Raw genomic sequence first — 26,975 nt, 5'->3', positions numbered from 1 at the left:
GAATCAAGATGCTTGCCGTTTTTGCCATGTTCTGGCGGTCACGCGCAGCGGGCCTGGGTTAAACTCAGCCCTCTTTCTCTTCACGCCCTCTGCCCATGCCACGCATTATTGAACCCTGGAAGATAAACCTGATCTCTGTCTGGTTTGGCTGTTTTTTTACCGGACTGGCGATCAGCCAGATTATTCCGTTCCTGCCACTCTACCTTGAGCAACTGGGCGTCACCGGCGGCACCTCATTGAGCCTCTGGTCGGGACTGACGTTCAGCATCACCTTTGTGATCTCAGCGGCGGTTGCGCCGCTGTGGGGCAGCCTGGCCGATCGCAAAGGGCGGAAACTGATGCTGCTGCGCGCCGCTGCTGGCATGGGGATCGTGATCCTGCTGCAGGCTTTCGTCACCGAAGCCTGGCAGTTGCTGCTGCTGCGCGCCCTGATGGGGCTGACCTCCGGCTATATCCCCAACGCCATGGCGCTGGTGGCCGCTCAGGTGCCGCGTGAACGCAGCGGCTGGGCGCTGAGCTGTGTCTCCACCGGCCAGATTGGCGGGGTGATTCTGGGACCGATGCTGGGCGGGCTGCTGGCTGACGGGGTGGGGCTGCGCATGGTCTTCATGGTCACCGCAGCTCTGCTGCTGGTCAGTTTTCTGGTCACACTCTTCCTGATTAAAGAGACCGGCTACACCCCGGTGAGTAAAAAGGAGAAGCTCAGCGGACGCGAGGTGTTCCGCTCGCTGGATAACCCCAGACTGGTGCTCTGCCTGTTCTTTACCACCCTGGTGATTCAGATGTGTAACGGGTCGGTTAACCCCATCCTGACGCTGTTTGTGCGGGAGCTGGCGCCCCATGCGGAGAACATCGCGTTTCTCAGCGGGGTGATCGCCGCGCTGCCCGGCGTGTCCGCTCTGCTGGCCGCACCCCGGCTGGGGCGACTCGGCGATCGCATTGGTACACAGCGTATTCTGCTGGCGACGATGGCTATCTCGCTGCTGCTGTTTATCGCCATGTCCTTTGTGACCAGCGCAACGCAGCTGGGCGTGCTGCGCTTTCTGCTGGGTTTCGCCGATGGTGCGATGATGCCTGCGGTGCAGACCCTGCTGGTGCGCCATTCACGCGACAACATTACGGGGCGGATCTTCGGCTACAACCAGTCGTTTATGTATCTCGGCAACGTTGCCGGTCCGCTGCTGGGCGGGGCGGTGTCGGCGATGGCAGGTTTCCGCTGGGTCTTTTTTGCCACCGCCGTGGTGGTGCTGATTAATGTGCTGTTTCTGAAGCGCGTTTACCGTCGTCCGAAGACCGTGCTGCCCGCGTCGGCTGGCAAATCGTCAGTTCCGTCTGCCAGCGCTGCTGAGTCAGCAGAAACTCAGGACTGACGCTGGGACTCCAGGAGTCATCGCCGCCCACCCCCATGTGGTACGCATCCAGATGCAGCCAGCAGCCCGCTTCCGGGCGCAGGAGGTGGCGGTGTGACGTCTCCCGCAGCTGCTCCAGGCTGAAGCGACTCAGCGAGAAAGCGAAATCCCCGCTGACCTGCCAGCTGCCGGTATCAAGCTGATGGGTGCCGCCGCGCAGGCCGTTCTCACCCGGGAAAACATAGGGCGTAAAGAGCTGATCCAGCGGTAACTGCCAGCGGGAAAACTGTGCGGCCAGCTGGCGGTCAGGGTAGTTTTCGTGCGGGCCGAGGCCGAGCCAGTTCACCTGCTGCGGGATCGTCGCCAGCGCGCAGCGTAGCCCGATGCGCGCGGGCGGTGGCAAACCGCGGGACTGCTCAACGGAAAGCTGCAGCGTCAGCTCCCCCTGTGCATTGATCAGAAAACGTATCCGGCTGATAAAGGCGAGCTGCCCCCCGGCGTGCCAGCTGTGCAGCGTCTCAATCTGCACCGCCCGGGTCAGCGTATCGGCCGCAATCGCTATCCGCTGGCTTTGCATCTGGTCATAGCCTGCCGCTTTCCAGCGCTCCGACCAGGCGTTGGGATCGATCCGTTCCGCTTCGCTGGTGCCGATGTCATTATCCAGCGGCGCGCGGATAAAGCACGCCTGAAGCGGCGTCAGCAGCGTCGGCTCGTCATCCACCCACCACTGTTCCAGTTCGCCGCTGTGACGGGAAAATTGCCAGCGCTGCTGCCGGTGGGTGACGACAATCTCACGGCCGTTATCGTGTAGCTGCGGTGCCTCACCGGTTTCCGGCAGGGAAGGCAGTGCCAGCGCGGAGGGGAGCGCCCACTGATCCCAGGCGACACGCCAGCCAGCTTCGCTCCAGCGGGTCGGCTGCACCTGATGCACGGCAACATTCAGCCAGCATTCGCCCTGCAACGGAGGCGGGGAGGGCAGGGTGATCCGCTGCTGGCCCTGGGCGGGGATATCAAGTGGGATATCACCCTGCGCCACGACCTGGCCGGCCTGCTCTATGCACCAGCGCAACACTTCGTTATCACTGTGGCGGAACAGATAGTCGCTGCTGACCGTAAAGCTCAGCGGATCATCGGGATCGACCGTGAACTGCCAGAACTGCTGGGCACGCTGCGCCTCATAGAGCGCCGGATGAGGTGTACGGTCGGCAAACACCAGCCCGTTCATACAGAACTGACGATCGTTGGGTGTATCGCCAAAGTCGCCGCCATAGGCCTGCCAGGGCTCTCCCTGATCGTCATAGCGGGTCAGGCTCTGATCCACCCAGTCCCAGACGAAGCCGCCCTGCAGGCGCGGAAACTGACGGAAAGCCTGCCAGTATTTTGCAAAGCCGCCAAAGCTGTTGCCCATCGCATGAGCATATTCACAGAGGATCAGCGGGCGCGTTTCGCCCGGCAGTCCAATCCACTTTTTCAGTGACCATTTCGGCACCGCCGGGAAGGGCTGATCCTGATCCACCCTGGCGTACATCGGGCAGATGATATCGGTCGCGGCGGTATCCGCACCGCCGCCTTCATACTGAACCGGACGGGTCGGATCGCTGCTTTTCACCCAGCGGTAAAGCGCGTCGTGCGTTGCGCCATGGCCGGACTCGTTGCCCAGCGACCAGATAATAATGCAGCAGTGGTTACGGTCACGCTGCACCATGCGCGTGACCCGCTCGCTGTAGGCGGCAAACCAGCGCGGATCGTCAGAGAGCCGGTTCATGGGCTGCATGCCGTGGGTCTCAATGTTGGCCTCATCCACCACATAAAGCCCGTACCGATCGCACAGACGGTACCAGAGCGGATGATTGGGGTAGTGCGAGCAGCGCACCGCATTAAAATTGTGCTGCTTCATCAGCATGATGTCGCGGCGCATCATCGCCTCATCCACCACCTGACCCCGTTCAGGGTGGTGCTCGTGACGGTTAGTGCCGCGGATCAGCAGCGGTTTGCCGTTCAGGCACAGCAGGCCATTGTCGATAGTGACCTGGCGGAAACCGACATCCCAGGCTTCCACCTCGATTAACTGCTGCTGCTCATCCAGCAGGGCCAGCGTGGCGCGGTAGAGGTGAGGCGTCTCCGCGCTCCACAGGTCAGGCCGCTCAACCGGCAGGCTGAGCAGGGCGCGTTCGGGATAGTGGCCGCGTTCATCGATGATGGCGCTGCCCAGCGGCTGCTGACACTGTGCAATCTGCTGCTCGCCCTGCCACAGCGTCAGACGCAGCTGATAGCGCGAGGTAACAGCGGAAGGAAACGCGACACGCACCTGCGCGCGCAGATCCGCACGGCAAAATTCCGGGCTGAGCCGGGTTTCCAGCTGAACGTCAGCCAGATGAATCCGGGGTTTATGCAACAGGGTGACGTCGCGGAAAATACCGCTCATGCGCCACATGTCCTGGTCTTCCAGATAGCTGCCATCGCTCCAGCGCAGCACCATCACGGCCAGCCGGTTTTTACCGGGACGCAGCACCTCGCTCAGGTCAAATTCAGCGGGCAGACGACTGTCCTGGGAGTAGCCAATCCAGTGACCGTTGCACCAGAGGTGAAAGGCGGAGTTAACGCCGTCAAAAATAATGCGCGTCTGTCCCGTCTCCAGCCAGGCGGCTTCAATGCTGAATGTGAGCGAGTAACATCCGGTCGGGTTTGCTGCCGGTACCCGCGGCGGATCGACCGGGATCGGATACTGCACGTTGGTATAAATGGGCGCGTCATAGCCGTGCATCTGCCAGTTGGCCGGCACCGGAAGCGTACCGGCATCCGGCAGATCCTGCAGTAACCAGCTGGCGGGAATCGCTTCAGGCTGCGCAAAGTAACTGAATCCCCACTCACCGTTGAGACTGCGCAGTGAGGCGGACGGGGCGTCATCACGCGCAGCTTCTTCATCGCGCCAGCTGGCAAAGGGCGGGTGGGCATCCAGCCGATGCAGCGAGGTCACTACCGGGTTTTCCCAGTCACGCCGGGAGAGGATGTCGCTGAGAGCAGCCTGAGAGAGAGTCATGTCGGTATCCTGTAAATGTGATGCGCTCACAATGCGCAAAAAATGCCAGGCTGTAAAGCGTTCGCCCTCCCGTTTTGCACAAATAGTTTCGTCTGCAAATCGGTCGGGATGTTGAGAAGAGAGCAGATTACTGACTGTAAAATGTTAAGTCTGGTCAGCAAAGATGAATAGCGGCAGGATGCAGAGAAATCTCACTTGTCAGTCCCGCTGATGGCTTCATACACTCAGCCCGATTTTTACACCCTGAGGTTGATATGAAACGAATCGTTAAGCTGGCTGCTGTTGTGGCATTAGGTTTTATCCTGAGCGGATGTCTTTTCCCGCCTCCTGGCGGCGGCGGTGGAGGGGGCTGGGGCGGGCCGGGTGGCGGGCCAGGCCATGGATTTGTTGATCCGCGCTAAACGTGCAGTACAGTCCCACTCTGGAATGGGATCTTTCCATCACGCTGACCGGAAACATTTCCCGCTTTGCTTATTCGCTGCCAGAATAAGAAAGAACACATCCACATGGGAGATAACACGATGAAAGTCGGTTTTTTGGCAATGATGATGGCGGGCCTGCTGGTCAGCGGGCTGGCAAATGCGGCGGAGAAGACCCCGCAGCAGGAGAAAATGACGATCTGTAACCAGCATGCCAAATCACAGGATCTCAAGGGAGATGCGCGCAAATCCTTTATGAGTGAATGCCTGAAAAAAGAGAGCAAGCTGTCACAGATGTCTCCGCAGCAGATGAAAATGAAAAGCTGCAATGGCGAAGCTGGCGATAAAAAGCTGGCGGGTGATGCACGTAAAACCTTTATGAGCCAGTGCCTGAAAAAAAGCTGATGTTTCTCCCGGCCACGCAGGTGGCCGTTTCCCTTCCGGCCTGTGTTTAAATTCCCTGCTGTAACAGCCCGTTACGCTTCTGACAAACATTCCGCGTCAGGCTTTTAATTTCCTTTGCCACACTTACTGTTTGTGGGGATTTGCGCTGCGCAGGGTCTGACGGCGCGGCGCCCAACCGGAACAGTCAAAGGAGCCACGTTGTGAACTATCAATTTACCGTCGATCTGAAAGACCTGCCGCAGCGTCAGCCGGTTAAAAAAACGCTGGGTGAGGTGGAAGTGTTACTGATCCGCGAGGGGGAGAGCGTTCGTGCTTACCAGGCGAAATGCCCGCATGCTGGCGCGCCGCTGGAGCAGGGCGCGATCTGTGGCGACCGGCTGGTCTGCCCGTGGCACAAAGCCGCATTTAATCTGGCCGACGGCAAAATGTGTGAACCGCTGGCGCTGGCCGATCTCAAACAGTATCCGCTGCGGATTGAAGAGGGGCGTGTGCTGGTCAATCCTGAGGCGATGTCGCCCGCCGCGCCTATTGGCAGCGGTGCAGACGCACCGGTTTTCGTGGTGCTGGGTGGCGGCGCGGCGGGAAGTGCTGCGCTGTGGCGGTTACGGCATGAGGGCTATAAAGGGCGTCTGGTGCTGGTGGAGCGGGAAGCGGACGCACCCTACGACCGCACTGCACTGACCAAATTTGTGCCATCAGGCAAGATGGATATCAGCGAGGTACCGCAGCTGCTGAAAGCGGATGTGATGGATCACGTCGAGCGCATTCAGGCCAGTGTGAGCCGCCTTGACGCTCAGCAGCAACGGCTGATCTTTGAGGATGGTGAAAGCCTCGCCTTCGACAAACTCCTGATCGCCAGCGGCGCGGCACCTGTTCGTCCCGATATACCCGGCAGCGATCTGGAGGGGGTGTATCTGCTGCGCAGCAAAGCCCAGACCGACCAGCTGCTTCAGGCGGTAGATGCCAGCCATAAAATTGTGATTATCGGCAACAGCTTTATCGGCACCGAACTGGCGTCGGCGCTGCGTAACCGTGACATTGACGTGACGGTGATTGCCCGCCAGACGCTGCCCTTTGCGAAACAGTTTGGCGACCAGATTGGCCGCTATTTCTATCAGCTGCATCAGAAAAATGGCGTGAAATGGGAGCAGGGCGAAATTGAATCCCTGCAGGGCGATCAGCAGGTGAGCAGTGTGCAGCTTAAAGGGGGGCGGCAGTTGCCCGCCACCGTCGTCCTGTTTGCCACCGGCGTGAAACCGGCCACCGACTTTATCCACGATCTGCCGCTGGCAGAGGATGGCAGCCTGCAGGCCGATGCAGAGCTGAAGGTCGCTGAGAACATCTGGGTCGCGGGTGATATCGCGACGTATCCGTCGGCGCAGGGGCCGCTGCGCATCGAGCACTATCGTGTTGCGCATCAGCAGGGACAGACCGTCGCCAGAAATATGCTGGACCAGCACGTCGCCTTTGAACGTGTGCCTTTTTTCTGGACGACTCAGTATGGCACCCGTTATGAGTATCTGGGCCACGCCAGAGAGTGGGATAATTTCCAGCTGCTCGGCTCGCTGGAGGAGAAAAAGTTTATCGCGTGTTATGGACAGCAGGGTGAACTGGCGGCGATCTGCTCGTGCGGGATGTATACGCTGACCGCTGAGCTGGTGGAACGGATGCAGCAACCCATGACCTTTGCCGACGCCGTGGCGTACTGCAAGGCAGCGATGGAGTAGGCCGAATGCAGGGCGGGCCGACGGGCCGCCCTGCTCATCGTGGCTTGCTAGCTGCGGCTCAGTTTCTCTGACTTCGCCATGCACTGCTGCATCGCTTCAATCACCGCCGAACGCATCCCTTTCTCTTCCAGCACCTTCACCGCTTCAATGGTGGTGCCGCCCGGAGAGCAGACCATATCTTTGAGCTCCGCCGGATGTTTGCCGGTAGTCAGCACCATCTGCGCCGCCCCTTTCACCGTCTGCGCGGCAAACTGATAGGCCTGCGCGCGCGGCATGCCGCCAGAGACGGCCGCATCCGCCATCGCCTCGATAAACATGAACACGTAGGCCGGGGCGGACCCGCTGACGCCCACGACCGAGTGAATCAGATACTCATCCACTACCGCCGCCTTGCCGAAGCTCTCAAAAATCGCGACCACTTCGTCGGTTTCTGCGGACTCCACCAGCGCATTAGGCGTGACCGAGGTCATGCCTTCACTCACTAGCGAGGGGGTATTAGGCATCGCCCGGACAATTTTGCGGTCATAACCCAGCACCGAAGAGAGTGAATCAAGCGTCACACCCGCCGCAATCGACACCACCAGCGCCTCTTTCTTCAGGCTGCCTGCCAGCTCTTTTAACACTTTCAGGATGACATTGGGTTTGACCGCGCCAAACAGAATGTCCACCTCGCGCGCCAGCGCGTCAGCACTCTCTGCGGCGCTGATGCCATACTGCTCTGCCAGCGCCTGGTTGGTGTCTGCTTTGCGGTCATAAACGAAAATATCAGACGGGGCGATTTTGCCACTGTTGACCAGTCCGCCGATAATGGCTTTCGCCATATTTCCCCCGCCGATAAACCCGATTTTCTTAGCCAGCATCGCCATCTCCTTAGGACATTATGCGTTTTCTTCCGGCTAGCTTACTTCAGTCAGCCCGAATAACAAGTCAGCCACGTGCAGCCTGGAAAGCGTGCCGCAAATTAAATTTGCCATTTAAAGGGAACCCGGCAAGATCGCAGACTTCTCTGACTGTAAGGAGTGATGATGTCTATCTGGGTCGATGCCGATGCCTGTCCGAATGTGATCAAAGAGGTGCTGTACCGCGCGGCCGATCGCACCGCCACCACGGTCACCTTTGTGGCAAACCAGTTTCTGCGTGTGCCGCCTTCGCCCTATCTGCGCACCCTGCAGGTGCCTGCCGGGTTTGATGTCGCGGACAATGAAATTGTTAAACGTGTTGAGCCAGGGGACCTGGTGATTACCGCCGATATTCCGCTGGCGGCCGAGGTGATTGAGAAGGGGGCGGCGGCGCTGAATCCGCGTGGCGAGCGTTACTCACCGGCGACGATACGGGAACGGCTGACGATGCGCGACTTTATGGATACCCTGCGGTCAAGCGGTGTGCAGACCGGCGGCCCCGCGGCAATGAGTCCGCGTGACCGCCAGCAGTTTGCAAATGAACTGGATAGCTGGCTCAGACAGCAGAAACGCTGACGTTAAACGAAGCTGTCGTCGTCGTAGTCGTCGCCGCCAAAATCGTTAAGGTCGCCGTTGTCGGCAAAATTGTTATCCCAGCCGCTGTTCTGATCCAGGAAGGCGTTGTCATTACCCTCGTTGAAGGTGTTGAGGTTGTCATCGCCGCCGTTAAAGGTGTTGAGATTATCGTTCACCTCCGGCAGCGGTGGCTCATTGATGATGTTCACGATCTCTTCCGGCTGTGAGTGGTGGAACATGCTGGTCAGCATATCGGCCATCACCACACCACCGGCGACACCCACCGCCGTCTGCAGTGCGCCGCCGAGGAAGCCGGTGCCGCGTGACGCCGGGGCTGGCGCATATTGCGGCTGAGCCGGTTGCTGAGGCGCACTGTTCCAAGGTGACGGTTGCTGCTGTTGCTGAGCAGGCTGCTGCTGACGTGAACCGCCACCAAACAGTCCTGACAGGAATCCGCCACTGCTCTGCGCGGGCTGCTGTTGCTGCTGCTGTGCCAGCTGACTTTCCAGCGCCGATACCCGCTCATTGAGTTTTTTCAGCGCCGCTTCCTGAATCAGGATCGCCTGCGCCATGTAGTAAGGTGCGCCAGGCTGCGCCTGCAGGTGCTGGTTAATCAGTTGTTCGGCAGCGGCATCACGTGCCGCGGTCTGGCTTTCGGCCTGTTTCAGGCGGGTGAACAGCCCTTCGATCAGTTGTTGTTCTTCGCGTTGCATGATGACTCTCCTGTGGCGATGGTGATCAGTATATGTGGGCGGCTGAGAGAAAAGTAAATCTGTGGCGGTAAGCAAATATTGCCAGACCCGTTTTGCCCCGCTTTTTCACCATTTCTGCCGGGCAGCGCAGACCCTGATGCACAAATCGTGCATGCATTTCCCCTTGAAAAGATGAGACTTATCGCCATTCAGGGCAGTAAAGTGCGTAAAACCTGCCTGACAGGTGGAGGCCATAATAATTTCCAGTTATGATGCGTCGCATTAATCAGCTAACCATGCAGCCGCATCGCGCGGTCAGGCGGAGGAACGGCCCTGATGTCATTACCCATCTTTTTGATTGGCGCTCGCGGTTGCGGCAAAACCACAGTCGGCGTGGCGTTGTCGCAGGCGCTGGGCTACGCCTTCACCGACACCGATCACCATCTGCAACTCAGCACGCAGCGCAGCGTGGCCGAGATTGTGGCGGCAGAAGGGTGGGAGGGGTTCCGCGCCCGTGAAACCGAATCACTGCAGGCCGTGACGGCGCCGCGCACCGTGATAGCCACCGGCGGTGGCATGATTCTGGCCGAGGAGAACTGCCGCTTTATGCGGGAGCAGGGACAGGTGATCTGGCTTAGCGCCTCTCCGGAGGTGCTGGCAGAGCGGCTGCAAAGCGAACCAGAGGCGGCCCAGCGTCCGACCTTAACCGGCCGTCCGATTGCCGATGAGATGAGCGATGTCCTGCGCGAACGCGCGCATCTCTATCAGGCCGCCGCCCATCATCAGGTGAATGCCATGCAGTCCCCCGAGCGTGTGGTCGAGGAGATCCTGCTCTCCCTCTCCCTGGCGCGCGCCAGCTAACCCTCAGATTTTTCCCGCTTTGATCCCGCTTCAGTGGGTGTTGTCTATACTTACCTCATGACAGGCAGCGGCCTGTCCTGTGGAATGTTATTGAGAGAAGAGGGACACAGTATGCCGACCAGACCACCGTATCCACGTGAAGCGAAAGTTGTGCCTGTAGAAAAGGGTCCTGAGGGTAAAAAAGTCACGTCCTATGAGTTACGTGCCGATCACCCTAAACCAAATTCCTTAATCAGCGAGCACGAAACGGAAGAAGAAGCGCATGATGCCAAAGCGCGCTACGAAGACGTCGAAAAAGAGTAATTCGTTGCTGCTGGCAGGGACGCCAGCCTGTTTCATCCTGTGATAGCCGGCAACATCTTCTTCTGTCGCCCCTGCGCGATAAAGTTTTCTCTTTCCCCGACCGCATCCGGTCAATTAACACGCAAAATTTACGCAGATTTACTGCGACTGGCTTTTTGTCCGGGCGTCTGTTCTGCGCACTCCCGGCGTCGCCCTATAAAGCCCCGCTAATCAATTTTATCGCCGTATTTTCTCTGCTGCCGATCCTGCCGGCGACAAAATTGTCGCTTGACCGATTCAGCGTCACGTTTTATTTTCGTCGGAACAGCAGAGGAACTTTGTTCCATATAGTGGAACCCGTGACATGACCACACTCGAAAATGCCGCCGCCGTACTCCGGTTATTTCAGCAAAAGGGCGTGACGCAGGGGCATGTCGGTCTCTCCTTCAGTGAGGTGGTTGAGGCGCTGGGCCTGCCCAAAAGCACGGTATCGCGTCTGCTCGCCACGATGGAAAGTCAGGGGCTGCTGGAGCGCGATGCCGACACGCGCGGTTATCATATTGGCCGCGTATTGTTAGCCGCCGCCGGACATTATCTGTCTGCACCGTTGGTGGACAGCGTCTCAGCCGCGATGGTCAGGCTGGCCGCAAAAACGGGCTGCATGGGCTACGTGTCAAAGCTGGATGGCCGGGAAATATTAGTGATGCGCATGTTTCATGGCCGTCACTTTACCCAGATGGTCACCCCACCCGGCAGCCGGATGCCGGCTGACGCCACCTCAACCGGCAGGGTACTGCTGGCGCAGTTAAGCGATGACGAGGTGCTGGCGCGCTTTCGTGACCACTGGCAGGCTGGCCCGGCAAACTCGCCGCAAAGCCCGGAGGCGCTTCTTGCCAGTCTGGCGGAAATCCGGCAGCAGGGCTGGTCACTGGCCCGTAATGAGTCTCTGCCTGGCATCAGTTCACTGTCAGTCATCGTGCACAACAAACATCATGGCGAAACGGTCGCGCTCTGCCTGTCGTTTCTGTCGCAGGAGTCGGAACCGGGATACCCGCCCGCGCTCCTTGACGCATTACGCGCAACGGCCACAGAGATGGCCGAAAAGTTTGGCGCGTAACGTCACCACGATTTTATCGGCGTAATACTTTCGCCACACCAGGGAAAACCAGGGCCTTCGGGCCTTTTTCTTTCAATCTGATCGCCATGCTTTACGCAGCAGCCTGGCTGCCTGTGTGCGTCCCCTCGCGTGTTTGTGCACGGGTGACGTTCCTGGCAGGAGGGCAGCGCCTGCGCGCATCAGAACCGTAAAAAAGACAAGCGGCGTCAACCCGTCAGCAGGCGGGCAGACATTCTTCTATTTCTTCTGGACAAGGACTGGCGGGGACATATGGAACGGGTAAATCCGATCAGGCACGCTGGCGTGGCACTGGTTTTAATTTTGCTTTCTATCGCGGGTGCCATTATTGGTATCCAGCTGATCACCACCCTTGGCGTAACGCCTAACACGTCGATTATTGGTGCGCTGTTTGCCATGCTGCTGGCGCGTATTCCGCTGCAGGCTTTCCGCCGCTATCGTTCGATTGAAATCCAGAATCTGGCGCAGACCGCTATCTCCTCAGCCACCTTCGGGGCAGCCAACAGTCTGCTGATGCCGATTGCGGTGCCCTGGGCGCTGGGAGAGCCACAGCTGGTCCTGCCACTCTTCTGTGGCGTCAGTGCCGCAATGCTGCTTGATGCCTGGCTGCTCTATCGTCTGTTTGATACCCGCGTCTTTCCGGCCAGCAATGCCTGGCCTCCGGGCGTGGCGGCGGCTGAAGCGATCAAAGCAGGGGATAAAGGGGGGCGCCAGGCCTGGCTGCTGGTGGCGGGTATTGTCGGTGGCGTTGTCGGCGCGATGCTGAAGATCCCGATGTCCGCCTTTGGCACCGCGTTTATCGGCAATATCTGGGCGCTGTCGATGCTCGGCATCGGTTTTCTGCTGCGGGCCTACGCGCAGCCGGTGGCCGGTATTGATATCAATGCACTCTACATTCCGCATGGCGTGATGGTCGGTGCCGGCCTGGTGGCGCTGATTCAGGTCATGATGGTGATCCGCAGTCGCAAAAATGATGCGCAGGGGGTGAGCCGCAACGGCAATGAGGTGCAGCGGGCGCTGGGCTTCGGCAGCGTGGGCTACATCGTGATTTCGGCGATGCTGGCGCTGGCGGGCGGCCTGTGGAGTGAGATGGGCATCGCGATGCTGCTGCTGTTTGTCCTCTACGCCGCCTTTGCGGCCTTTGCCCATGAACTGATTGTCGGGATTGCCGCGATGCACTCCGGCTGGTTCCCGGCCTTTGCCGTGGCGCTGATTACGCTGATTATCGGCATTCTGCTCGGCTTTCCGCCGCTGGCACTCTGTCTGCTGTGCGGCTTTACCGCCGCCACCGGGCCGGCGTTCGCCGATATGGGCTATGACCTGAAGGCGGGCTTTATCCTGCGCGGCAACGGTGCCGACCTGCAACAGGAGCTGTGGGGACGGCGCATTCAGCTGATCGCCGCCATGATCGCCTTTGTGGTGTCGATTCCGCTGGTCTGGTACGCCCACACCCTGTTCTTTACCGATAACCTGCTGCCGCCGGTGGCGCGGGTCTATGCCAAAACGATTCAGGCGGGCGCGGAGCCGGGTATCGCCGGAAACCTGCTGCTGTGGGCGATTCCTGGCGCGATAATTCAGCTGGTCGGCGGACCGAAGCGGCAGCTGGGCGTGCTGCTGGCCACCGGTCTGTTAATCAACAACGCGATGGCGGGCTGGGCTGTGATGGTCGGGATTGCCCTGCGCATCGTCATTATTCGCGTCTGGGGCGAGCGGGGCCGGTCGCCTATGGAAGTCATGGCGGCAGGGTTTATTGCCGGTGATGCCCTCTACAGCTTCTTCCATTCGCTGTTTGCCAGCAGCAGCAAGAAATAAAAGGATTAACGATGAGTTTGCAGCAGACCCTGACGGTTTTTGAATTACTGGACAGCGCCCATATCGACGGGCAGCAGGTGGTGGATCTGTTTGCGCCCTGGCCGGAGATCACGGCCCGTTTCAACCGGGTGACCGGTCCCAAAGGCCGGACCGACTTTGTGCGCATCGATATCCCGGGCGTGCAGGGCAAAGCCGCGGGAGGCCGTGCGCCAACGCTGGGAATTATTGGCCGGCTTGGCGGCATCGGTGCCCGCCCTGGCCGGATCGGGATGGTCTCCGATGCCGATGGTGCCGTCGCGGCGATCGCCTGTGCGCTGAAGCTGGCGCAGATGCAGGGTAAAGGCGACAGGCTGACGGGGGATGTGATCATCACCACCCATATCTGTCCCGATGCGCCCACGCGGCCGCATCTGCCGGTCGATTTTATGGATTCACCGATTGATGATGTCACGATGAATGACAATGAGGTGGTGGCGGGGGTGGATGCGATTCTGTCGATCGACACCACCAAAGGCAACCGCATCATCAACCACAAAGGTTTTGCTCTGTCGCCAACGGTAAAAGAGGGCTACATCCTGCGGGTGTCGGAGGATCTGCTGCGCATCATGGAGATGACCAGCGGTCGTCCGGCGGTGACCTTCCCGATCACGACTCAGGATATTACGCCGTACGGTAACGGGATTTATCATCTCAACAGTATTCTGCAGCCTTCCACCGCCACCGATGTCCCGGTAGTAGGCGTGGCGATCACGGCAGAGTCGGTGGTGCCGGGCTGCGGAACCGGGGCCAGTCATGAAGTGGACATTGCGGCCGCCGCGAAGTTTGCCATTGAGGTCGCCAAGGAGTTTGGTCGTGAAACCTGTCACTTCTACGACGCCGACGAATATGCGCGACTGATCGCGCTCTATGGCAGCCTGGCGCATCTGCGTCACCGGAACCACTAAGATGACGGCCTCCCTGGTGACGCTGACCATCGGTCAGTCGCCACGCAGCGACATTCTGCCGCTGCTGCGTCAGCATCTGCCGGATGCGCAGACCGATCACGCCGGACTGCTGGATGGGCTGAGCAGCACCGAGATCCAGGCGCAGTTTGCGCCGGATGCAGGCGATGCGTTGCTGGTGTCACGGCTGCAAAGCGGCGAACAGGTGCGGCTGGCGGCGTCAAAGGTGGAGCAGGGATTGCAGCGCAAAATCAGCGCGCTGGAACTTGCAGGCTATCAGACCATCCTGCTGCTCTGCACCGGTGAATTCAGCCAGCTTCGCACCCGACAGGCGCTTCTGCTGGAGCCGGACCGTATTATCCCGCCGCTGATCGGCGCCATGGTGCAGCAGCAGCAGATCGGGATCGTGGTGCCGGTTACGGAGCAGATTGTCGAGCAGGCGGGTAAGTGGCAGCATCTGCCCGTCACCCCCTGTTATGCGGTTGCCAGCCCCTATGAGGGCGATCAGGCGACCTTCGCCAGTGCAGCATGCACGCTGCAAGCGCAGGGTGCGGCGCTGGTGGTAATGGACTGTATGGGGTATCACCAGCAGCATCGGGCTGCGTTACAGCAGCAGCTGGGCGTGCCGGTTCTCCTCTCTAATGAGCTGGTGGCCCGGCTGGCGGCCGCGCTGCTTCCCTGACGAAGGCGATCACAAACGCCTGTGATTTCGCGTGACAGATCAGCGGGTTCCCTTCTACACTGCCAGACACACAACATGTGCTCTGGAGACTATTATGCTCAACGTAAGTGAGTATTTTGACGGAAAAGTTAAATCTATCGGTTTTGACAGTGCGAGCACCGGCCGTGCCAGCGTGGGCGTGATGGCTGAAGGTGAATACACATTCGGTACCGGTCAGCCGGAAGAGATGACCGTGGTCAGCGGCTCGCTGAAGGTGTTACTGCCGGGTGAGACGGAGTGGAAATGGTTTGAAGCGGGTTCGGTGTTCAACGTGCCGGGTCACAGCGAATTTCATCTGCAGGTGGGCGAGCCGAGCTCCTATCTCTGCCGTTACCTGAAAGATTAAAAAAGGGCCGCTTAGCGGCCCTTTTTTTATGGTCAGACACCCCCTGTCAGCATGGGGCTGCCTGCCGATGATTAACGCTGGGCTTCGCCGCCGAGCGCTTCCACCAGGTTGCTGGTCAGCGCGGCCAGTTCGCTGGTCATCAGAATAAAGTCAGCATCAAAACGCTGGGCAAAATCTTCGCGGTCGATATCGTCGTTCTGGTCGCGCAGCGTGTCGCTGAACTTCAGACGTTTCACTGAACCATCATCGGCCAGCACAAACTGAATACGCTCCTGCCAGTCGAGCGCCAGTTTGGTCACCAGCTTGCCCGCTTCAATGTGGTTGGCGATCTCATCGCACACCAGATCCTGCTTTTTACAACGGATGACGCCGCCATCTTCCAGCAGCGCTTTCAGCTCCGCTTCATCCATCAGTGCAAAACCGGCCGGCAGATCGCCTGAGCGCACCCATTCGGTCAGCGTCAGCTCAATCGGGCTTTCCAGCGTCAGGGGCACCACCGGCAGTGAACCCAGACTTTTACGCAGCAGCGCCAGCGTATCTTCCGCTTTCTTAGCGCTGGCACAGTCCACCATAATCAGATTGTTAACCGTGTCGATCCAGAGGTAAGTCTGGCTGAAACGGCTGAAGGCGCGCGGCAGCAGGCTGTGCAGCACTTCATCCTTCAGCGAATCTTTTTCAGTCTTCTTCAGCTTGCGGCTCTGCTCAGATTCCAGCTTGTCGATTTTGGCTTCCAGCGCCTGTTTCACCACTGGTGCGGGCAGAATTTTCTCTTCTTTACGGGCGCAAATCACGATCTGGCCGTTGTTCTCGTGGGTCAGCGCATCACTGCGGTTGCCCATCGGCGAGACCCAGCCGGTTTTGCTTAAATCCTGACTGCCACACGGCGAAAACGTGAAGGCGTCGAGCTGTTTTTCCATCTCATCTGCGGACAGCGGAATGTCACGATTCAGACGATAAACCATCATATTTTTAAACCACAACATCGGGATTCCTTACCGTGGCGCGATCGGGCGCACAAGTCTGCTAGAGTCAGCGCGCATGATAGCGAAACATCGGAGTGGTTTCATTGCCTTTCCGGCTGGCGGCTTCTACTGTATCTCTCATCTGAACGAATAATGAGGAATAAACCGTGCGCATAGGTATCGATCTGGGTGGCACCAAGACAGAAGTGATTGCATTGTCAGATGAAGGGCAGGCGCTGTTCCGCCACCGGGTAAATACCCCTCGTGATGACTATCAGGCGACGGTACAGGCGATTGTCGATCTGGTGACGCTGGCTGAAGAGAAAACCGGCCAGAGCGGCACGGTCGGGATCGGTATTCCTGGCTCACTGTCGCCTTACAGCAGGCGGGTAAAAAATGCTAACTCCACCTGGCTTAACGGTCAGCCGCTGGATAAAGATCTGGCACAGGCGCTGAACCGCGAAGTGCGTATCGCCAACGACGCCAACTGTCTGGCGGTGTCGGAAGCGATCGACGGCGCCGGGGCCGGACAGGCGCTGGTGTTTGCGGTGATCATCGGCACCGGCTCGGGAGCGGGCGTGGCGATCAACGGTGAATCACGCATTGGCGGCAACGGCAATGCCGGTGAGTGGGGGCACAATCCACTGCCCTGGATGGATGAGGATGAGCTGCGCTACCGCCAGGAAGTGCCCTGCTACTGCGGCCAGCAGGGCTGCATTGAGACGTTTGTCTCTGGCACCGGCTTTGGCATCGACTATCAGCGGCTGAGCGGCATGCATCGCAAAGGGGCGGAAATCGTCTCGCTGCTGGCGCAGCAGGATCCGATCGCCGAACTGGCGATGAGCCGTTATGAGCTGCGGCTGGCAAAATCGCTGGCGCAGGTGGTGAATCTGATCGATCCCGATGTGATCGTGCTGGGCGGCGGGATGAGCAACGTGGATCGCCTCTATCAGACCGTGCCGCTGCTGATGAAGAAGTGGGTGTTTGGCGGCGAGTGTGAAACGCCGGTGCTGAAAGCGCAGCATGGCGACTCCAGCGGCGTGCGCGGTGCGGCGTGGCTCTGGCCGCTGCAGAGCTGATGCGGCATGCCGGTGAGAGCTGGCTCTGTCATGCGCTTGCCGGACCGCGGCGGCTCAGCCCCTGAAGTACCAGGCGCTGAGCCGTTGATCCGTCAGCGTTGTTGTGCCGGTTTACTCGCCCACCAGCATACTGTCCTGCGGGGCGCGTCCGCGCTGCGCTTTGGTCGCGAGGAAATAGAGATAGCCCACCACCATAATGGCGACAAACAGCGCGCCAATCACCGGGTTGAACCACAGCATGGCCAGCAGGCAGATGACCGACAGCAGCAGGGCGATGCCCGGCACAATCGGATAGCCCGGCGCACGGAAACTGCGTGCCATCTCCGGCGCGCTACGGCGCAGCCGGAAGAGGCTGAGCATGCTCATGATGTACATCACGATGGCACCAAACACCGCCATGGTGATCATCGCCGCCGTCAGTGTCATCCCCTGCAGATTGACCACGCCATCGCTGTAGATGGCCGCAATGCCCAGCACGCCGCCGGTAATGATGGCGCGATGCGGGGTCTGAAAACGCGACAGTTTTGCCAGGGAAGGAGGCAGATAACCCGCGCGGGCCAGCGCAAAGAACTGCCGTGAGTAGCCGAGAATAATGCCGTGGAAGCTGGCAATCAGGCCAAACAGGCCGATCCAGACCAGCATATGCATCCAGTTTGAGTGCTCCCCGACGATCATTTTCATCGCCTGCGGCAGCGGATCGTTAATGTCAGCCAGTTTGCGCCAGTCGCCCGCACCGCCCGCCATCAGCATCACGCCAATCGCCAGCACCACCAGCGTCAGAATGCCGCTGATGTAGGCGCGGGGAATGGTCCGGGTGGGATCTTTTGCCTCTTCTGCCGCCATTGCCGCGCCTTCAATGGCGAGGAAAAACCAGATGGCAAAAGGGATCGCGGCGAAAATGCCGGAGAAAGCGGGCAGTCCGAAGCTGTCGCTCCCGGCCCAGCCGTGTGCGGCGAAGTTCGCCAGACTGAAACCGGGAGAGACCACGCCCATAAACACCAGCAGTTCGATCACCGCCAGCACCGTCACCACCAGTTCGAACATTGCGGCCAGTTTTACGCCGAGGATATTCAGCGTCATAAACAGCAGGTAGGCGCCGACGGCGGCGGTTTTCGGGTTAAGGTCGGGATACTGCACATTGAGATAGGCCCCAATCGCCATGGCAATCGCCGGTGGCGCAAAGACAAACTCAATCAGCGTCGCCAGACCGGCAATCAGCCCGCCGGTTTCGCCAAAGGCGCGGCGACTGTAGGCAAACGGCCCGCCCGCATGGGGGATCGCGGTGGTCAGTTCGGTGAAGCTGAAGATAAAACAGGTGTAGAGCGTGGCGATCAGCGCGGTGGTGACCAGGAATCCGAGCGTGCCCGCCACCGCCCAGCCATAACTCCAGCCAAAATATTCGCCTGAGATCACCAGGCCAACCGCAATCCCCCACAGATGCAGGGTGCCCAGCGTGGGCTTGAGTCTGTTTGTCATAACTGCCATCCCCGTCGTTGTTGGTCTTATGCGGCGTTACACCGCCATTACGCTACAGTAGAAGGATGATGCCGCTGCCTTGCGCGCCACGACTTGACGCCAGCGCAGTGACTTCTGTTCTCCAGAGTCAACTCACACGCAACAACCGGGCCAGTTGCACGCTGCGGTCAACTTTGTCTCCTCTGAAGTCAAGCAGCACACACGCTGGCCACGCATGCTGAAATGACGCAAGTGACCAGGAGCCGGACTGATGAGCGCGAAACAATATGACAACCTGACTGATTCCCAACTCACCCTGATGGCGCAGCAGGCGCTGGCCTGTTATCCCGATCCGCTGCAGGGTCAGCTCAGCCTGCTGTGCCGATCGGAGAACGCCACGTTTCTGCTCAGGGCGGCCGGGCAGCGTTATGCGCTGCGGCTGCATCGTGGCGATTACCATCAGAAAGCAGATATCGTCAGTGAACTGCAGTGGCTCGATGCGCTGCGTGAAACCGGCATCATGGTGCCGGAAGCGGTGCCGGATAAAGAGGGTGAACAGGTGCTGACGCTGCGGCTGCCGGATGGCAGCGAGCGTTATGTGGTGCTGTTTCACTGGATCGAGGGCGAGATGCCGACTACCGATGTCGATCCCCGCGCCTTTCAGCAGCTGGGGCAGATCACCGCCCGGCTGCACCAGCAGAGTAAGCAGTGGCAAAAGCCAGCGGGCTTTCAGCGCATTATCTGGGACCACCACACCATGACCAGCGCGGAGAGTCACTGGGGACGCTGGCAGGATGCGCCGAACCTCAACCCTGCCGATCACGGCGTGGTCGAACAGGCGATTGCGCAGGTGGGCGCGGCGATGGCGCAGTTCGGGAAGGGATCGGATCGTTACGGCCTGATCCACGCCGATCTTCGCCTGACCAACCTGCTGCTGCACAAAGGGGAAACGCGGGTGATCGACTTTGATGACTGCGGGCTGGGCTGGTATCTGCACGATCTGGCGGCGGCGATCAGTTTTGTTGAGCACCATCCGCGCGCCCCGGAGTGGATCGATCACTGGATCCGCGGTTATGAGCAGGTGGCGCACATCAGCGATGCGGAGATGGCTATGCTGCCTGCGCTGCTGGTTCAGCGTCGTATTCAGCTCACCGCGTGGGTCGGTTCGCATGCCGAAACGGAAATGGCGCGCAGTCTGGGACCCGAGTGGGCGAGCCATTCAGTGCGTCTCTGCCGCCGTTATCTGGAGGGGGAGCGACTGCCGGTAGGGGTCTGATGCACCAGCGACGGGCGTCGCTGCGCCGCCACAGTGCCCGACAGCCGGGTGGCGCAGCGGAAGAGGCGGCCGGGAGGCGGGATGCGGTTGCGCCCGTGCCGCCTGCGGCTGGCTTCGGGAAACTGGTATGGAAATTGCTGTCAGTAACAGGGGTGATCCACCTTTCTACTCACAGAGGCGACCATGAATCCGACACTGATCAAGCCCGATGCGTTTGCTGCCTGCTCGGCAGCCGCAGAAGCTGGCAATCACGGCGTACTGGCTGCGGCAGCGACTGGCCTGAGCGACTTTATTCATACTCAGGGCGGCGACGCGGACCGCATCTTCGGTATCAGCGGCATCGATCCGGAGCGCCTTGCCAGCCCGACGCTGAGCCTCGGGTTGGTTAACTACTGTCGGGTACTGGAAGAGGCGGCCCGACACTCCGGTTCTGATAACTTCGGTTTGCACTACGGCAGGCAGTTTAAACCGCAGTCATTAGGCCTGATTGGCTACATCGGTCTCTGTTCCACCACGCTGGAACAGGCGCTGCACAATGTGGTCAACGCGTTTCCCTGGCATCAGCACGACACGCTGACGCGTCTGGTGGATAAGGGGGAGTGCTGGCGGCTCGACTATCAGGTGCGCCACGGGGCGATTCTGTCGCGCCGTCAGGATGCGGAGCTGACGCTGGGCATGTTTATGAATCTGATCCGCCACGTGGCGGGCAAACACTGGGCGCCGCGCGAAGTGCACTTTGAACATCCGCGCCCCGGCCAGTGGCACGATCACTGCAAAGTCTTTGATGCGCCGGTCTGGTTCGATCAGCCCTTCAATTCACTGGTGATCCCGAAGCGCGATCTGCTGCGCGCCATGCCGGAGAGCGATCCGATCCTGCTGACGGTGATGCAGGATGCGATCCGGCGGCTTAATCGCGGCACGTCGCAGCAGAGCATGGTTGAGCAGGCGCGTTCGCAGGTCAATCTGTCGCTGATGCAGGGAGAGCCGGTGCTGGAAGAGGTGGCGGATAAGCTGGGGCTGTCGAGCTGGTCACTGCAGCGGCGGCTGCGCGAAGAGGGCAGCAGCTTTACCGCGCTGGTGGATCAGGTGCGCTGCGAAATGGCGACACACTACCTGCAACAGAAGCAGCTGCCGATTTCAGAAATGGCGCTGCTGCTGGGCTACTCGGAAGTCAGTGCTTTTTCGCGCGCGTTCCGTCGCTGGTTTGGTATCAGTCCGCGTCAGTGGCGTCAGGAGGGGCTGGCCAGCTAACCGCGCGGCGCAAAGCCGAACCACGCGGGTTGTCCGGGCTCCGGCGGTGGCGGAAGGCCGCGGGTCTGCGCCACCAGCTGCCATGCGCGCAGGCAGAGCGCTTCATCACCCTGGGTCTGGGTCACCGCATAACGTCCACTCCGTTGCCACTCCATCCGTACCAGACATTGCTGGCCCGCATAACGGGCTGCATCCCGGAAGTCCCGGTTCAGCACCGGCTGCATTTGATGCGTCCAGTGACAGGATTTGCTGTCAGGATCTTTCTCCGGCTGACAGAGGTTTGCCACGCTATCCCGTTGCTTTATCACAGCTTGCTGGCAAGCGCTGAGCGAGATGGCAACAATCACACCCGGCAATATCCGCCTCATTACATTAATCAAATTCATTTAACTGGCCCATCTCCCCTTAAAGATCTTCCGGTCTGCTGCCGACAGTCTACAGACCGGCCTGCTGAATGCTATGGCATTCCTCCGACTGTCAGCAGAACCAGAATTTATCGCCCCGGTGCGGACGATCTCTCTTTCACGTTTTGGATGAGAAAGGCAGAAAACAGGCCTTTGCGGCACTCTCCTGGTTGACGGCGGGCAGTGCCTTCCATGCCAGCAAACCCGCCTTGATTCTGGTGCTGCCTGCGGATAACGGCTCGCCGGATGTCAGCGCCGCGCATCGCTTAACCTCCCGGCTGACGCGCCCGTTATCCCTGGGGCAGCTCCAGCTGGCTGTAACCCAGCCCGTTCATCTTGCGCACTTTAATCTGCACCGGGATACGCTCCTTCATCGCCTCGACGTGGCTGATCACCCCGATGGTTTTGCCGCTGGCGTTGAGCGCATCCAGGGTATCCAGCGCGGTGTCGAGCGTCTGGGCATCCAGCGTGCCGAATCCTTCATCCAGAAAGAGCGATTCGATGCGCGTTTTGTGGCTGACCAGGTCGGATAACGCCAGGGCCAGCGCCAGACTGACCAGAAAGCTCTCCCCGCCCGACAGGGTGCGGGTATCGCGCGCGGCATCAGCCTGCCAGGTGTCAACCACATCCAGCTCCAGCTGATCCTGCGCCCGCCGCTGCAGCAGATAGCGGCCATGCAGCCGGTCAAGCTGACGGTTAGCGAGCGCGACCAGATGATCCAGCGTCAGCCCCTGGGCGAAACGCCGGAATTTATCGCCGCTGGCGGAGCCGATCAGGTCGTTGAGCAGGCTCCACTGCGCCAGCGCCACCCCATCCTGTTCTATCTGTGTCATCAGACTCTGCTGCCGGGCACGCAGGCTGGCGTCGCTGTGCAGCTGCTGCTGAATCTGACCCTGCTGGCTGGCGTTGTCGCGCAGCGCCAGCCGTAACTGCTCCAGCTGCTGCGCCAGCGCTTCCGCAGATTCCGGCATCGCGTCGGGCTTTGCCTGCTGATGGGCGCTGAGCCGCTGACGCAGATCCGCCCGTCGCGCCTGCTGCTGCTGGTACTGCTGATCGAGCTGCTGCAGCTGCTGGCGCAGTTGCAGTGCAGTCTGCTCATCCAGCAGCGCCGCGCGCAGGCTGGCTTCATCGGCAAATCCGGCGCGCGCCAGTGACTGCTGCAGTGTGCTTTCCGCCTCTGCCAGTTTGCTGCTGAGGGTCTGACGCTGATTTTCCAGCCCCGCCAGCTCACCCTGCAGGCGACTGACCTCGGCCTGCGCCTGTTGCAGCGCGGTGAGCTGCTGTGCCAGCTGTTCATCGGCGTGCTGAACGCGGGCCTGCAGCTGCTGACGGGCGAGGGTGACCTCGCGATCGCCAAACAGCGCCAGACGCTGCTGACGCATTTCGCTGAGCTGCGCCTGGCTCTGCTGCTGCTGTTGCTGACGAGTCGTGAGCTGCTGCTGTTCCTGTTCAGCCTGCTGCAGCAGGGCAGTGAGCTGGGTTTCCCCTTTCAACAGCTGCGGCTGCAGGTTAGCGAGCAACTGCTCACTCTCCTGCCAGCGCTGCCAGCGCCGCTGTTGCTCCGCCAGCCACGCAGCGCGATCGGCGGCAGCAGGCAGGACAAGATGGTGTGCGCTGAACTGCTGCTCCAGACGGCTCTGCAACTGCTCCCAGGCCTGCTGTTCCTGCTGCTGACGCTGTTGCAGCACATCCAGCGCCTGTAGCAGGCTGGTCAGCGACTGCTGCGCCAGCTGTTCGGCCTGCTGCTGCTGCTGCCAGGCCTGTAGCTGCTGAAGATGGTGATCTTTCGCAGCCTGACGCGCCTGTTGAGCGGCTTCCTGAGCCTGTCGCTGCTGCTCAAGCTGACTTTCACGGTCGCTTTGCTGCTGCTGCCACGTGGCTAAGGCCTCGCGATCGGCAAGCGGGAAAGTAAGTGCCAGCTCACCGCTCAGAACCTGCCATTGCTGCTCAAGCTGCTCAAGCTGTTGCTGCATCCCGGCGATTTCCTCGCGCAGCGTCTGCTGCTGTACCGCAGACTGCTTCAGCTGTTCGTTTTTTGCCGTGCCCGCTTCGCGCAGTGCCTCGGTTTGTTGTTGCAGCGCAGCCCGGCGCTGCTGGTTAGCACTGACTTCCAGTGTGCTGTAGGCCCCGACGGCGGGATGGGTGCAGGAGCCGCACAGCGGGCAGGGCTGATCGGCGGTGAGCCGGGCGCGGTAGTCGCTGAGATCGACAATCTGCTGCTCCAGCGCGCAGATTTTTTCCACATCATCCAGCTGCTGTTTTTCGCGTTTCCACGTCTCGCGCAGCGTCTGCAATTCCGCTTCACTCTGCTGATGCGCTTTTTCCAGTGCATTTAGCCTTTGCTGGCGCTGGTCCAGCTGCTGGTGCAGCGGCTGCCACTGCGTTGAGAGCAGCAGCAGTTGCTGACGCGCCGGACGGCTGCTCTGCAACTGGCTTAACGCCTGACGCAGTGCGGCAGGCGGATGCTGCTCCTGAAGCGAAGTTAGTGCTTGCTCCGCCTGCGACAGCGACTCGCGGGCCTGTTGCTCCGCCTGCTGGCGCGGCAGTGCCTGTCGGGCCTGCTGCTGCTGTTCCGCCTGCTGCGTGGCGATCTGCTGCTGCTGCTGATTGCGCTGTTGCGTCAGTCCCGCCAGCGTCGCTTCACGCTGTGCCAGCAGGGCAAAATTCTCCTGCCACAGCGGCAGCGAAGCACCCCAGTGCGCCAGATCGGTCAACTGCTCACGTAACTGATGCTGTTCAGCCATCGCCTGCTTCAGGCGGGTCACCTGACGGGTCTGCTCCGCCAGGGTTGCCTGAGTCTGATCAAGATGCTGTTGCTGACGGGCGTTTTCCTGCTGCTGCTCCTCATTGTGCTGCTGCAGGGCGCTGATGCGCTGATCCAGCGGCAACACCTGTTCCGTCAGCAGGGTCTCCTGCTGCTGCTGTTCCTGCTGTGCCTGCTGGCGGGCAAGCTGGGTGGCCGCATAGCGCTGCTGATGCTGCTGATGCTGGCTCTGCGCCTGCTGCTGCTGATCCGTGAGCTGCTGACAGCGATGCGAGACCTGCTGATGCTCGGTACGCAGGGCGTCGCGCTGCTGCAGCGCGCCCCGCAGTTTTTCAGCCGGTTCGCTGCGTGCCAGCCGCTGGCGATCGGGCTCAGCGGCCTGTAAGGCCGCGCTGGCCTGCTGCACCGCCGCCTCCGCCTGCTCACTCTCCCGCTGCAGCTGCTGCGCCTGTTGCTGCCACTGCTGTTGCTGTTGCGCCTGCTGATAGTGGCTGCTGAGCTGCTGTTCCGCCTGGGTCAGCCCGGTCAGCTGCCGTTGCAGCGCCTCGCGCGCCTCACTCTCCAGCAGGGTCATCGCGCCTGCCTGGCTGCGCAGCAGGTCCAGCTGGGTTTTCGCCTCTTTGTGGCGCTCATAAATGGCGGCTGAGATCAGGCCGTAGATTTCGGTGCCGGTCAGCTCTTCGAGAAGTTCGGCGCGTTCACTGGCTCTGGCATTGAGAAACGCGGCGAACTGGCCCTGAGAGAGCATCATCGAGCGGGTGAAGCGTTCAAAATCGAGCCCGGAGAGGGTTTCCGTCAGCTTCAGCTTGTCACCCACCTTATCGGCCACGATGGTGTTGTCGGCGCAGCGTGCCAGCTCAACGCGCGGGGCCTGCAGCTTGCCGTCGGCGGCACCGCGGGCGCGGTTCTGACTCCAGAAGGCGCGCCAGGCCTCACCCTTAATCTCAAACTCCACCTCAGCCAGACACTCCGCGCAGTCGCGGGTCATCAGCGGGTTCTGGCTCTGGGAGATCGCGCCCAGGCGCGGCGTCTGGTGGTAGAGCGCCAGGCAGATGGCGTCCAGCAGGGTGGTTTTCCCGGCACCGGTGGCACCGGTAATGGCGAACAGGCCGTTGCTGGCAAAAGGTTCGGCGCGGAAATCGATAAACCATTCACCGCGCAGGGCATTCAGATTTTTAAAACGTAGCGTAAGGATCTTCATTGGGTCTCTTCCATGGCGGCCAGCGTCTGACGAAACAGGGTGGTCATCTGATCGATCTGCTCCGCCTCTAAGCCCTCATCCAGCGCCAGCCGGCGGGCGAAGACCTCTTCCACCTTCAGCTCGCTCAGGGTTTCATTGTCAAGCCGCGCCAGGCTCTGCTGCCGCTGTTCACGGCTGCGGCGCAACAGCAGCACCTCGACGGGCAGCGTGGCGGTCAGCGTTTCCACCTGCCGTTGCAGATCGCTGAGGTACTCCTGGGTCGTGACTTCGATATCGAGCCAGATCGGTTTCTCCGGCTGCTGCCCGCTGAAGGCGTTTAACTGTTCAGCGATCTGCGCCAGCGATCCTTTCAGCGCCTGCATCGGCTGAGTCTGCGGCACCACCAGCGGGGTGACCGCCTGCAGGCCGCTGGCCGTCAGCTCCAGCAGGAAGACGCTTTTTTCACTGCTCAGCTCATCAAAACTCAGCGGGATCGGTGAGCCGCTGTAGCGGATATGCTCGCTGCCGGCGACGCACTGCGCGCGATGAATATGGCCCAGCGCAATGTAGTCGGCGGCGGGAAAGGCGCTGGCCGGGAAGGCGTCCAGCGTGCCGATATAGATGTCACGCACCGAATCGCTCTGGCTGACGCCGACGGTGGTGAGGTGACCGGTGGCGATCACCGGTAGCGTATGGCCCAGTGCCTGTGCTGCGGCGAAACGCTGCTGATAGTGGTGAGCGATCGCCTCCAGCAGCGAGGTCTGTTTGTCGCGTCCCGACTGACCCGCCCGGCTGCGCAGGATGTCGCGCGGGCGCAGGTAGGGAATCGCACAGAGCAGCGCCCCCGGTTCACCCTGACGGGTGTTGAGCAGCAGCACATCATCGTCCTGCGGGGTGGCGATCACCCGGGTATTGAGACAGGCGAGCAGCTCGCGTGACTCATTCAGCGTCGCCACGGAGTCGTGGTTGCCCGCCAGGACAATCAGCTGACAGCCGCTGGGCTGCAGCGCTACCACAAAACGGTTGAACATTTCGCGCGCGTAGCTGGGCGGCGTGCCGGTATCAAACAGATCGCCGGCGATAATCAGCGCATCCACCTGATGCTGTTCAATCTGGATCAACAGCCAGTCGAGAAACGCCTGATGTTCGGCCGCCCGGCTTTTGTTGTAGAAGAACTGCCCCAGATGCCAGTCCGCAGTGTGAATAATGCGCATGATGAGTCCCTGCCGTTGTGATTCGCCCGGCGATTATACTGGCTCTGCGGCCAAAGCAAAAAAGAGTCGCTGCACTGTCATAATTGATTACCTATGTGGTTACAGGCAGGTTATGTTTTTCATAAAAGTGTCACAAATCTGACGCATAATGGCGCCGCGAATCTCAGTGACAGCCGTCATAATCA

Annotated in this window: 22 protein-coding genes and 1 pseudogene; 15 read left to right on the top strand and 8 right to left on the bottom strand. The window is 60.4% G+C overall.

Features of this window, described 5'->3' with window-relative positions; all coding sequences use genetic code 11:
- Positions 1–95: 95 nt before the first annotated feature.
- Positions 96–1,370 carry a multidrug efflux MFS transporter gene (locus S7A_RS20945; protein WP_071987815.1) on the top strand — a complete coding sequence of 425 codons (1,275 nt, stop codon included), beginning with the start codon at positions 96–98 and terminating at the stop codon, positions 1,368–1,370.
- On the opposite strand, the gene S7A_RS14730 is transcribed toward S7A_RS20945, so the two are convergent.
- The gene (locus tag S7A_RS14730) at positions 1,252–4,389 is read right to left on the bottom strand and encodes a beta-galactosidase (protein ID WP_009091825.1); all 3,138 of its coding nucleotides are present in this window, start codon (positions 4,387–4,389) and stop codon (positions 1,252–1,254) included. The genes S7A_RS20945 and S7A_RS14730 overlap by 119 nt on opposite strands.
- 521 nt (positions 4,390–4,910) lie before the next feature.
- Here S7A_RS14730 and S7A_RS14725 point away from each other — a divergent pair.
- On the top strand, positions 4,911–5,213 hold the full coding sequence (locus tag S7A_RS14725; protein ID WP_033736600.1) for a PsiF family protein: 303 nt from the start codon (positions 4,911–4,913) through the stop codon (positions 5,211–5,213).
- A gap of 200 nt (positions 5,214–5,413) precedes the next feature.
- Positions 5,414–6,940: an FAD-dependent oxidoreductase gene (locus S7A_RS14720; RefSeq protein WP_009091820.1), complete on the top strand. Its 1,527-nt coding sequence runs from the start codon at positions 5,414–5,416 to the stop codon at positions 6,938–6,940.
- Positions 6,941–6,987: 47 nt separating this feature from the next.
- On the opposite strand, the gene proC is transcribed toward S7A_RS14720, so the two are convergent.
- Positions 6,988–7,800, bottom strand: coding sequence for a pyrroline-5-carboxylate reductase (proC, locus tag S7A_RS14715; protein WP_009091818.1), 813 nt, complete (start codon positions 7,798–7,800; stop codon positions 6,988–6,990).
- Positions 7,801–7,965: 165 nt separating this feature from the next.
- On the opposite strand from proC, the gene S7A_RS14710 reads away from it, so the two are divergent.
- Positions 7,966–8,415, top strand: coding sequence for a YaiI/YqxD family protein (locus S7A_RS14710; protein ID WP_009091816.1), 450 nt, complete (start codon positions 7,966–7,968; stop codon positions 8,413–8,415).
- A gap of 2 nt (positions 8,416–8,417) precedes the next feature.
- On the opposite strand, the gene S7A_RS14705 is transcribed toward S7A_RS14710, so the two are convergent.
- The gene (locus S7A_RS14705) at positions 8,418–9,128 is read right to left on the bottom strand and encodes a DUF2076 domain-containing protein (RefSeq protein WP_009091814.1); all 711 of its coding nucleotides are present in this window, start codon (positions 9,126–9,128) and stop codon (positions 8,418–8,420) included.
- A gap of 315 nt (positions 9,129–9,443) precedes the next feature.
- On the opposite strand from S7A_RS14705, the gene aroL reads away from it, so the two are divergent.
- The 7 genes from aroL (at position 9,444) to ppnP (ending at position 15,205) form a co-directional block, all read left to right on the top strand.
- Complete coding sequence (aroL, locus tag S7A_RS14700) at positions 9,444–9,968, top strand: shikimate kinase AroL (protein WP_009091811.1); 525 nt, start codon at positions 9,444–9,446, stop codon at positions 9,966–9,968.
- 111 nt (positions 9,969–10,079) lie between these two features.
- Complete coding sequence (locus S7A_RS14695) at positions 10,080–10,271, top strand: YaiA family protein (RefSeq protein ID WP_009091809.1); 192 nt, start codon at positions 10,080–10,082, stop codon at positions 10,269–10,271.
- 343 nt (positions 10,272–10,614) lie between these two features.
- Positions 10,615–11,367 (top strand): IclR family transcriptional regulator, encoded by a 753-nt coding sequence (locus S7A_RS14690; RefSeq protein ID WP_009091808.1) that lies wholly within the window; start codon positions 10,615–10,617, stop codon positions 11,365–11,367.
- Between the two features lie 270 nt (positions 11,368–11,637).
- The gene (locus S7A_RS14685; protein ID WP_009091806.1) at positions 11,638–13,197 is read left to right on the top strand and encodes an OPT/YSL family transporter; all 1,560 of its coding nucleotides are present in this window, start codon (positions 11,638–11,640) and stop codon (positions 13,195–13,197) included.
- 11 nt (positions 13,198–13,208) lie between these two features.
- The gene (locus tag S7A_RS14680) at positions 13,209–14,141 is read left to right on the top strand and encodes a DUF1177 domain-containing protein (RefSeq protein ID WP_009091804.1); all 933 of its coding nucleotides are present in this window, start codon (positions 13,209–13,211) and stop codon (positions 14,139–14,141) included.
- Between the two features lies 1 nt (position 14,142).
- Positions 14,143–14,820 carry an AroM family protein gene (locus tag S7A_RS14675; RefSeq protein WP_009091802.1) on the top strand — a complete coding sequence of 226 codons (678 nt, stop codon included), beginning with the start codon at positions 14,143–14,145 and terminating at the stop codon, positions 14,818–14,820.
- A 94-nt stretch (positions 14,821–14,914) separates the two neighbouring features.
- Positions 14,915–15,205, top strand: a complete 291-nt coding sequence (gene ppnP, locus S7A_RS14670) for a pyrimidine/purine nucleoside phosphorylase (protein ID WP_009091800.1) — start codon at positions 14,915–14,917, stop codon at positions 15,203–15,205.
- 71 nt (positions 15,206–15,276) lie between these two features.
- Here ppnP and rdgC read toward each other — a convergent pair whose 3' ends face one another.
- Positions 15,277–16,188 (bottom strand): recombination-associated protein RdgC, encoded by a 912-nt coding sequence (gene rdgC, locus S7A_RS14665; protein WP_009091797.1) that lies wholly within the window; start codon positions 16,186–16,188, stop codon positions 15,277–15,279.
- Positions 16,189–16,334: 146 nt separating this feature from the next.
- Here rdgC and mak point away from each other — a divergent pair, with 146 nt between their 5' ends.
- A complete protein-coding gene (gene mak, locus S7A_RS14660) occupies positions 16,335–17,246 on the top strand; it encodes a fructokinase (protein ID WP_009091795.1) in 912 nt (303 codons plus the stop codon).
- Between the two features lie 111 nt (positions 17,247–17,357).
- On the opposite strand, the gene eat is transcribed toward mak, so the two are convergent.
- Positions 17,358–18,722: an ethanolamine permease gene (gene eat / locus S7A_RS14655; protein WP_009091793.1), complete on the bottom strand. Its 1,365-nt coding sequence runs from the start codon at positions 18,720–18,722 to the stop codon at positions 17,358–17,360.
- 250 nt (positions 18,723–18,972) lie between these two features.
- Between eat and S7A_RS14650 the strand changes: the two genes are divergently transcribed.
- Complete coding sequence (locus tag S7A_RS14650) at positions 18,973–19,977, top strand: phosphotransferase enzyme family protein (RefSeq protein ID WP_009091791.1); 1,005 nt, start codon at positions 18,973–18,975, stop codon at positions 19,975–19,977.
- Positions 19,978–20,160: 183 nt separating this feature from the next.
- Positions 20,161–21,228 carry an AraC family transcriptional regulator gene (locus tag S7A_RS14645; protein ID WP_009091789.1) on the top strand — a complete coding sequence of 356 codons (1,068 nt, stop codon included), beginning with the start codon at positions 20,161–20,163 and terminating at the stop codon, positions 21,226–21,228.
- Here the strand turns inward: S7A_RS14645 and S7A_RS14640 are convergent.
- A complete protein-coding gene (locus S7A_RS14640; protein WP_233501035.1) occupies positions 21,225–21,536 on the bottom strand; it encodes a cell envelope integrity TolA C-terminal domain-containing protein in 312 nt (103 codons plus the stop codon). The genes S7A_RS14645 and S7A_RS14640 overlap by 4 nt on opposite strands.
- A gap of 146 nt (positions 21,537–21,682) precedes the next feature.
- On the opposite strand from S7A_RS14640, the pseudogene S7A_RS21820 reads away from it, so the two are divergent.
- Positions 21,683–21,874: pseudogene (locus tag S7A_RS21820) on the top strand (hypothetical protein); the annotation flags it as partial.
- A 48-nt stretch (positions 21,875–21,922) separates the two neighbouring features.
- Here the strand turns inward: S7A_RS21820 and S7A_RS14635 are convergent.
- Both S7A_RS14635 and sbcD read right to left on the bottom strand, forming a co-directional pair.
- The gene (locus S7A_RS14635; RefSeq protein WP_009091785.1) at positions 21,923–25,597 is read right to left on the bottom strand and encodes an AAA family ATPase; all 3,675 of its coding nucleotides are present in this window, start codon (positions 25,595–25,597) and stop codon (positions 21,923–21,925) included.
- A complete protein-coding gene (sbcD, locus tag S7A_RS14630; protein WP_009091783.1) occupies positions 25,594–26,790 on the bottom strand; it encodes an exonuclease subunit SbcD in 1,197 nt (398 codons plus the stop codon). The genes S7A_RS14635 and sbcD overlap by 4 nt, the downstream gene beginning before the upstream one ends.
- Positions 26,791–26,975: the final 185 nt, after the last annotated feature.

The organism is Pantoea sp. Sc1, from assembly GCF_000255315.1.
In the GTDB taxonomy this organism is placed as follows: Bacteria; Pseudomonadota; Gammaproteobacteria; order Enterobacterales; family Enterobacteriaceae; genus Pantoea; species Pantoea anthophila.
The sequence above is the reverse complement of the archived record's forward strand: the minus strand, read 5'-3'. Positions and strand labels throughout refer to the sequence as shown.

Excerpts from the sequence above, each read along its gene's own strand:
- S7A_RS14730 (WP_009091825.1), bottom strand. The coding sequence starts at position 4,389 with ATGACTCTCTCTCAGGCTGCTCTCAGCGACATCCTCTCCCGGCGTGAC.
- S7A_RS20945 (WP_071987815.1), top strand. The coding sequence starts at position 96 with ATGCCACGCATTATTGAACCCTGGAAGATAAACCTGATCTCTGTCTGG.
- S7A_RS14650 (WP_009091791.1), top strand. The coding sequence starts at position 18,973 with ATGAGCGCGAAACAATATGACAACCTGACTGATTCCCAACTCACCCTG.
- S7A_RS14675 (WP_009091802.1), top strand. The coding sequence starts at position 14,143 with ATGACGGCCTCCCTGGTGACGCTGACCATCGGTCAGTCGCCACGCAGC.
- S7A_RS14685 (WP_009091806.1), top strand. The coding sequence starts at position 11,638 with ATGGAACGGGTAAATCCGATCAGGCACGCTGGCGTGGCACTGGTTTTA.
- S7A_RS14705 (WP_009091814.1), bottom strand. The coding sequence starts at position 9,128 with ATGCAACGCGAAGAACAACAACTGATCGAAGGGCTGTTCACCCGCCTG.
- ppnP (WP_009091800.1), top strand. The coding sequence starts at position 14,915 with ATGCTCAACGTAAGTGAGTATTTTGACGGAAAAGTTAAATCTATCGGT.
- S7A_RS14680 (WP_009091804.1), top strand. The coding sequence starts at position 13,209 with ATGAGTTTGCAGCAGACCCTGACGGTTTTTGAATTACTGGACAGCGCC.
- S7A_RS14710 (WP_009091816.1), top strand. The coding sequence starts at position 7,966 with ATGTCTATCTGGGTCGATGCCGATGCCTGTCCGAATGTGATCAAAGAG.
- S7A_RS14645 (WP_009091789.1), top strand. The coding sequence starts at position 20,161 with ATGAATCCGACACTGATCAAGCCCGATGCGTTTGCTGCCTGCTCGGCA.
- rdgC (WP_009091797.1), bottom strand. The coding sequence starts at position 16,188 with ATGTTGTGGTTTAAAAATATGATGGTTTATCGTCTGAATCGTGACATT.
- eat (WP_009091793.1), bottom strand. The coding sequence starts at position 18,722 with ATGACAAACAGACTCAAGCCCACGCTGGGCACCCTGCATCTGTGGGGG.
- aroL (WP_009091811.1), top strand. The coding sequence starts at position 9,444 with ATGTCATTACCCATCTTTTTGATTGGCGCTCGCGGTTGCGGCAAAACC.
- proC (WP_009091818.1), bottom strand. The coding sequence starts at position 7,800 with ATGCTGGCTAAGAAAATCGGGTTTATCGGCGGGGGAAATATGGCGAAA.
- S7A_RS14635 (WP_009091785.1), bottom strand. The coding sequence starts at position 25,597 with ATGAAGATCCTTACGCTACGTTTTAAAAATCTGAATGCCCTGCGCGGT.
- sbcD (WP_009091783.1), bottom strand. The coding sequence starts at position 26,790 with ATGCGCATTATTCACACTGCGGACTGGCATCTGGGGCAGTTCTTCTAC.
- S7A_RS14695 (WP_009091809.1), top strand. The coding sequence starts at position 10,080 with ATGCCGACCAGACCACCGTATCCACGTGAAGCGAAAGTTGTGCCTGTA.
- S7A_RS14725 (WP_033736600.1), top strand. The coding sequence starts at position 4,911 with ATGAAAGTCGGTTTTTTGGCAATGATGATGGCGGGCCTGCTGGTCAGC.
- S7A_RS14690 (WP_009091808.1), top strand. The coding sequence starts at position 10,615 with ATGACCACACTCGAAAATGCCGCCGCCGTACTCCGGTTATTTCAGCAA.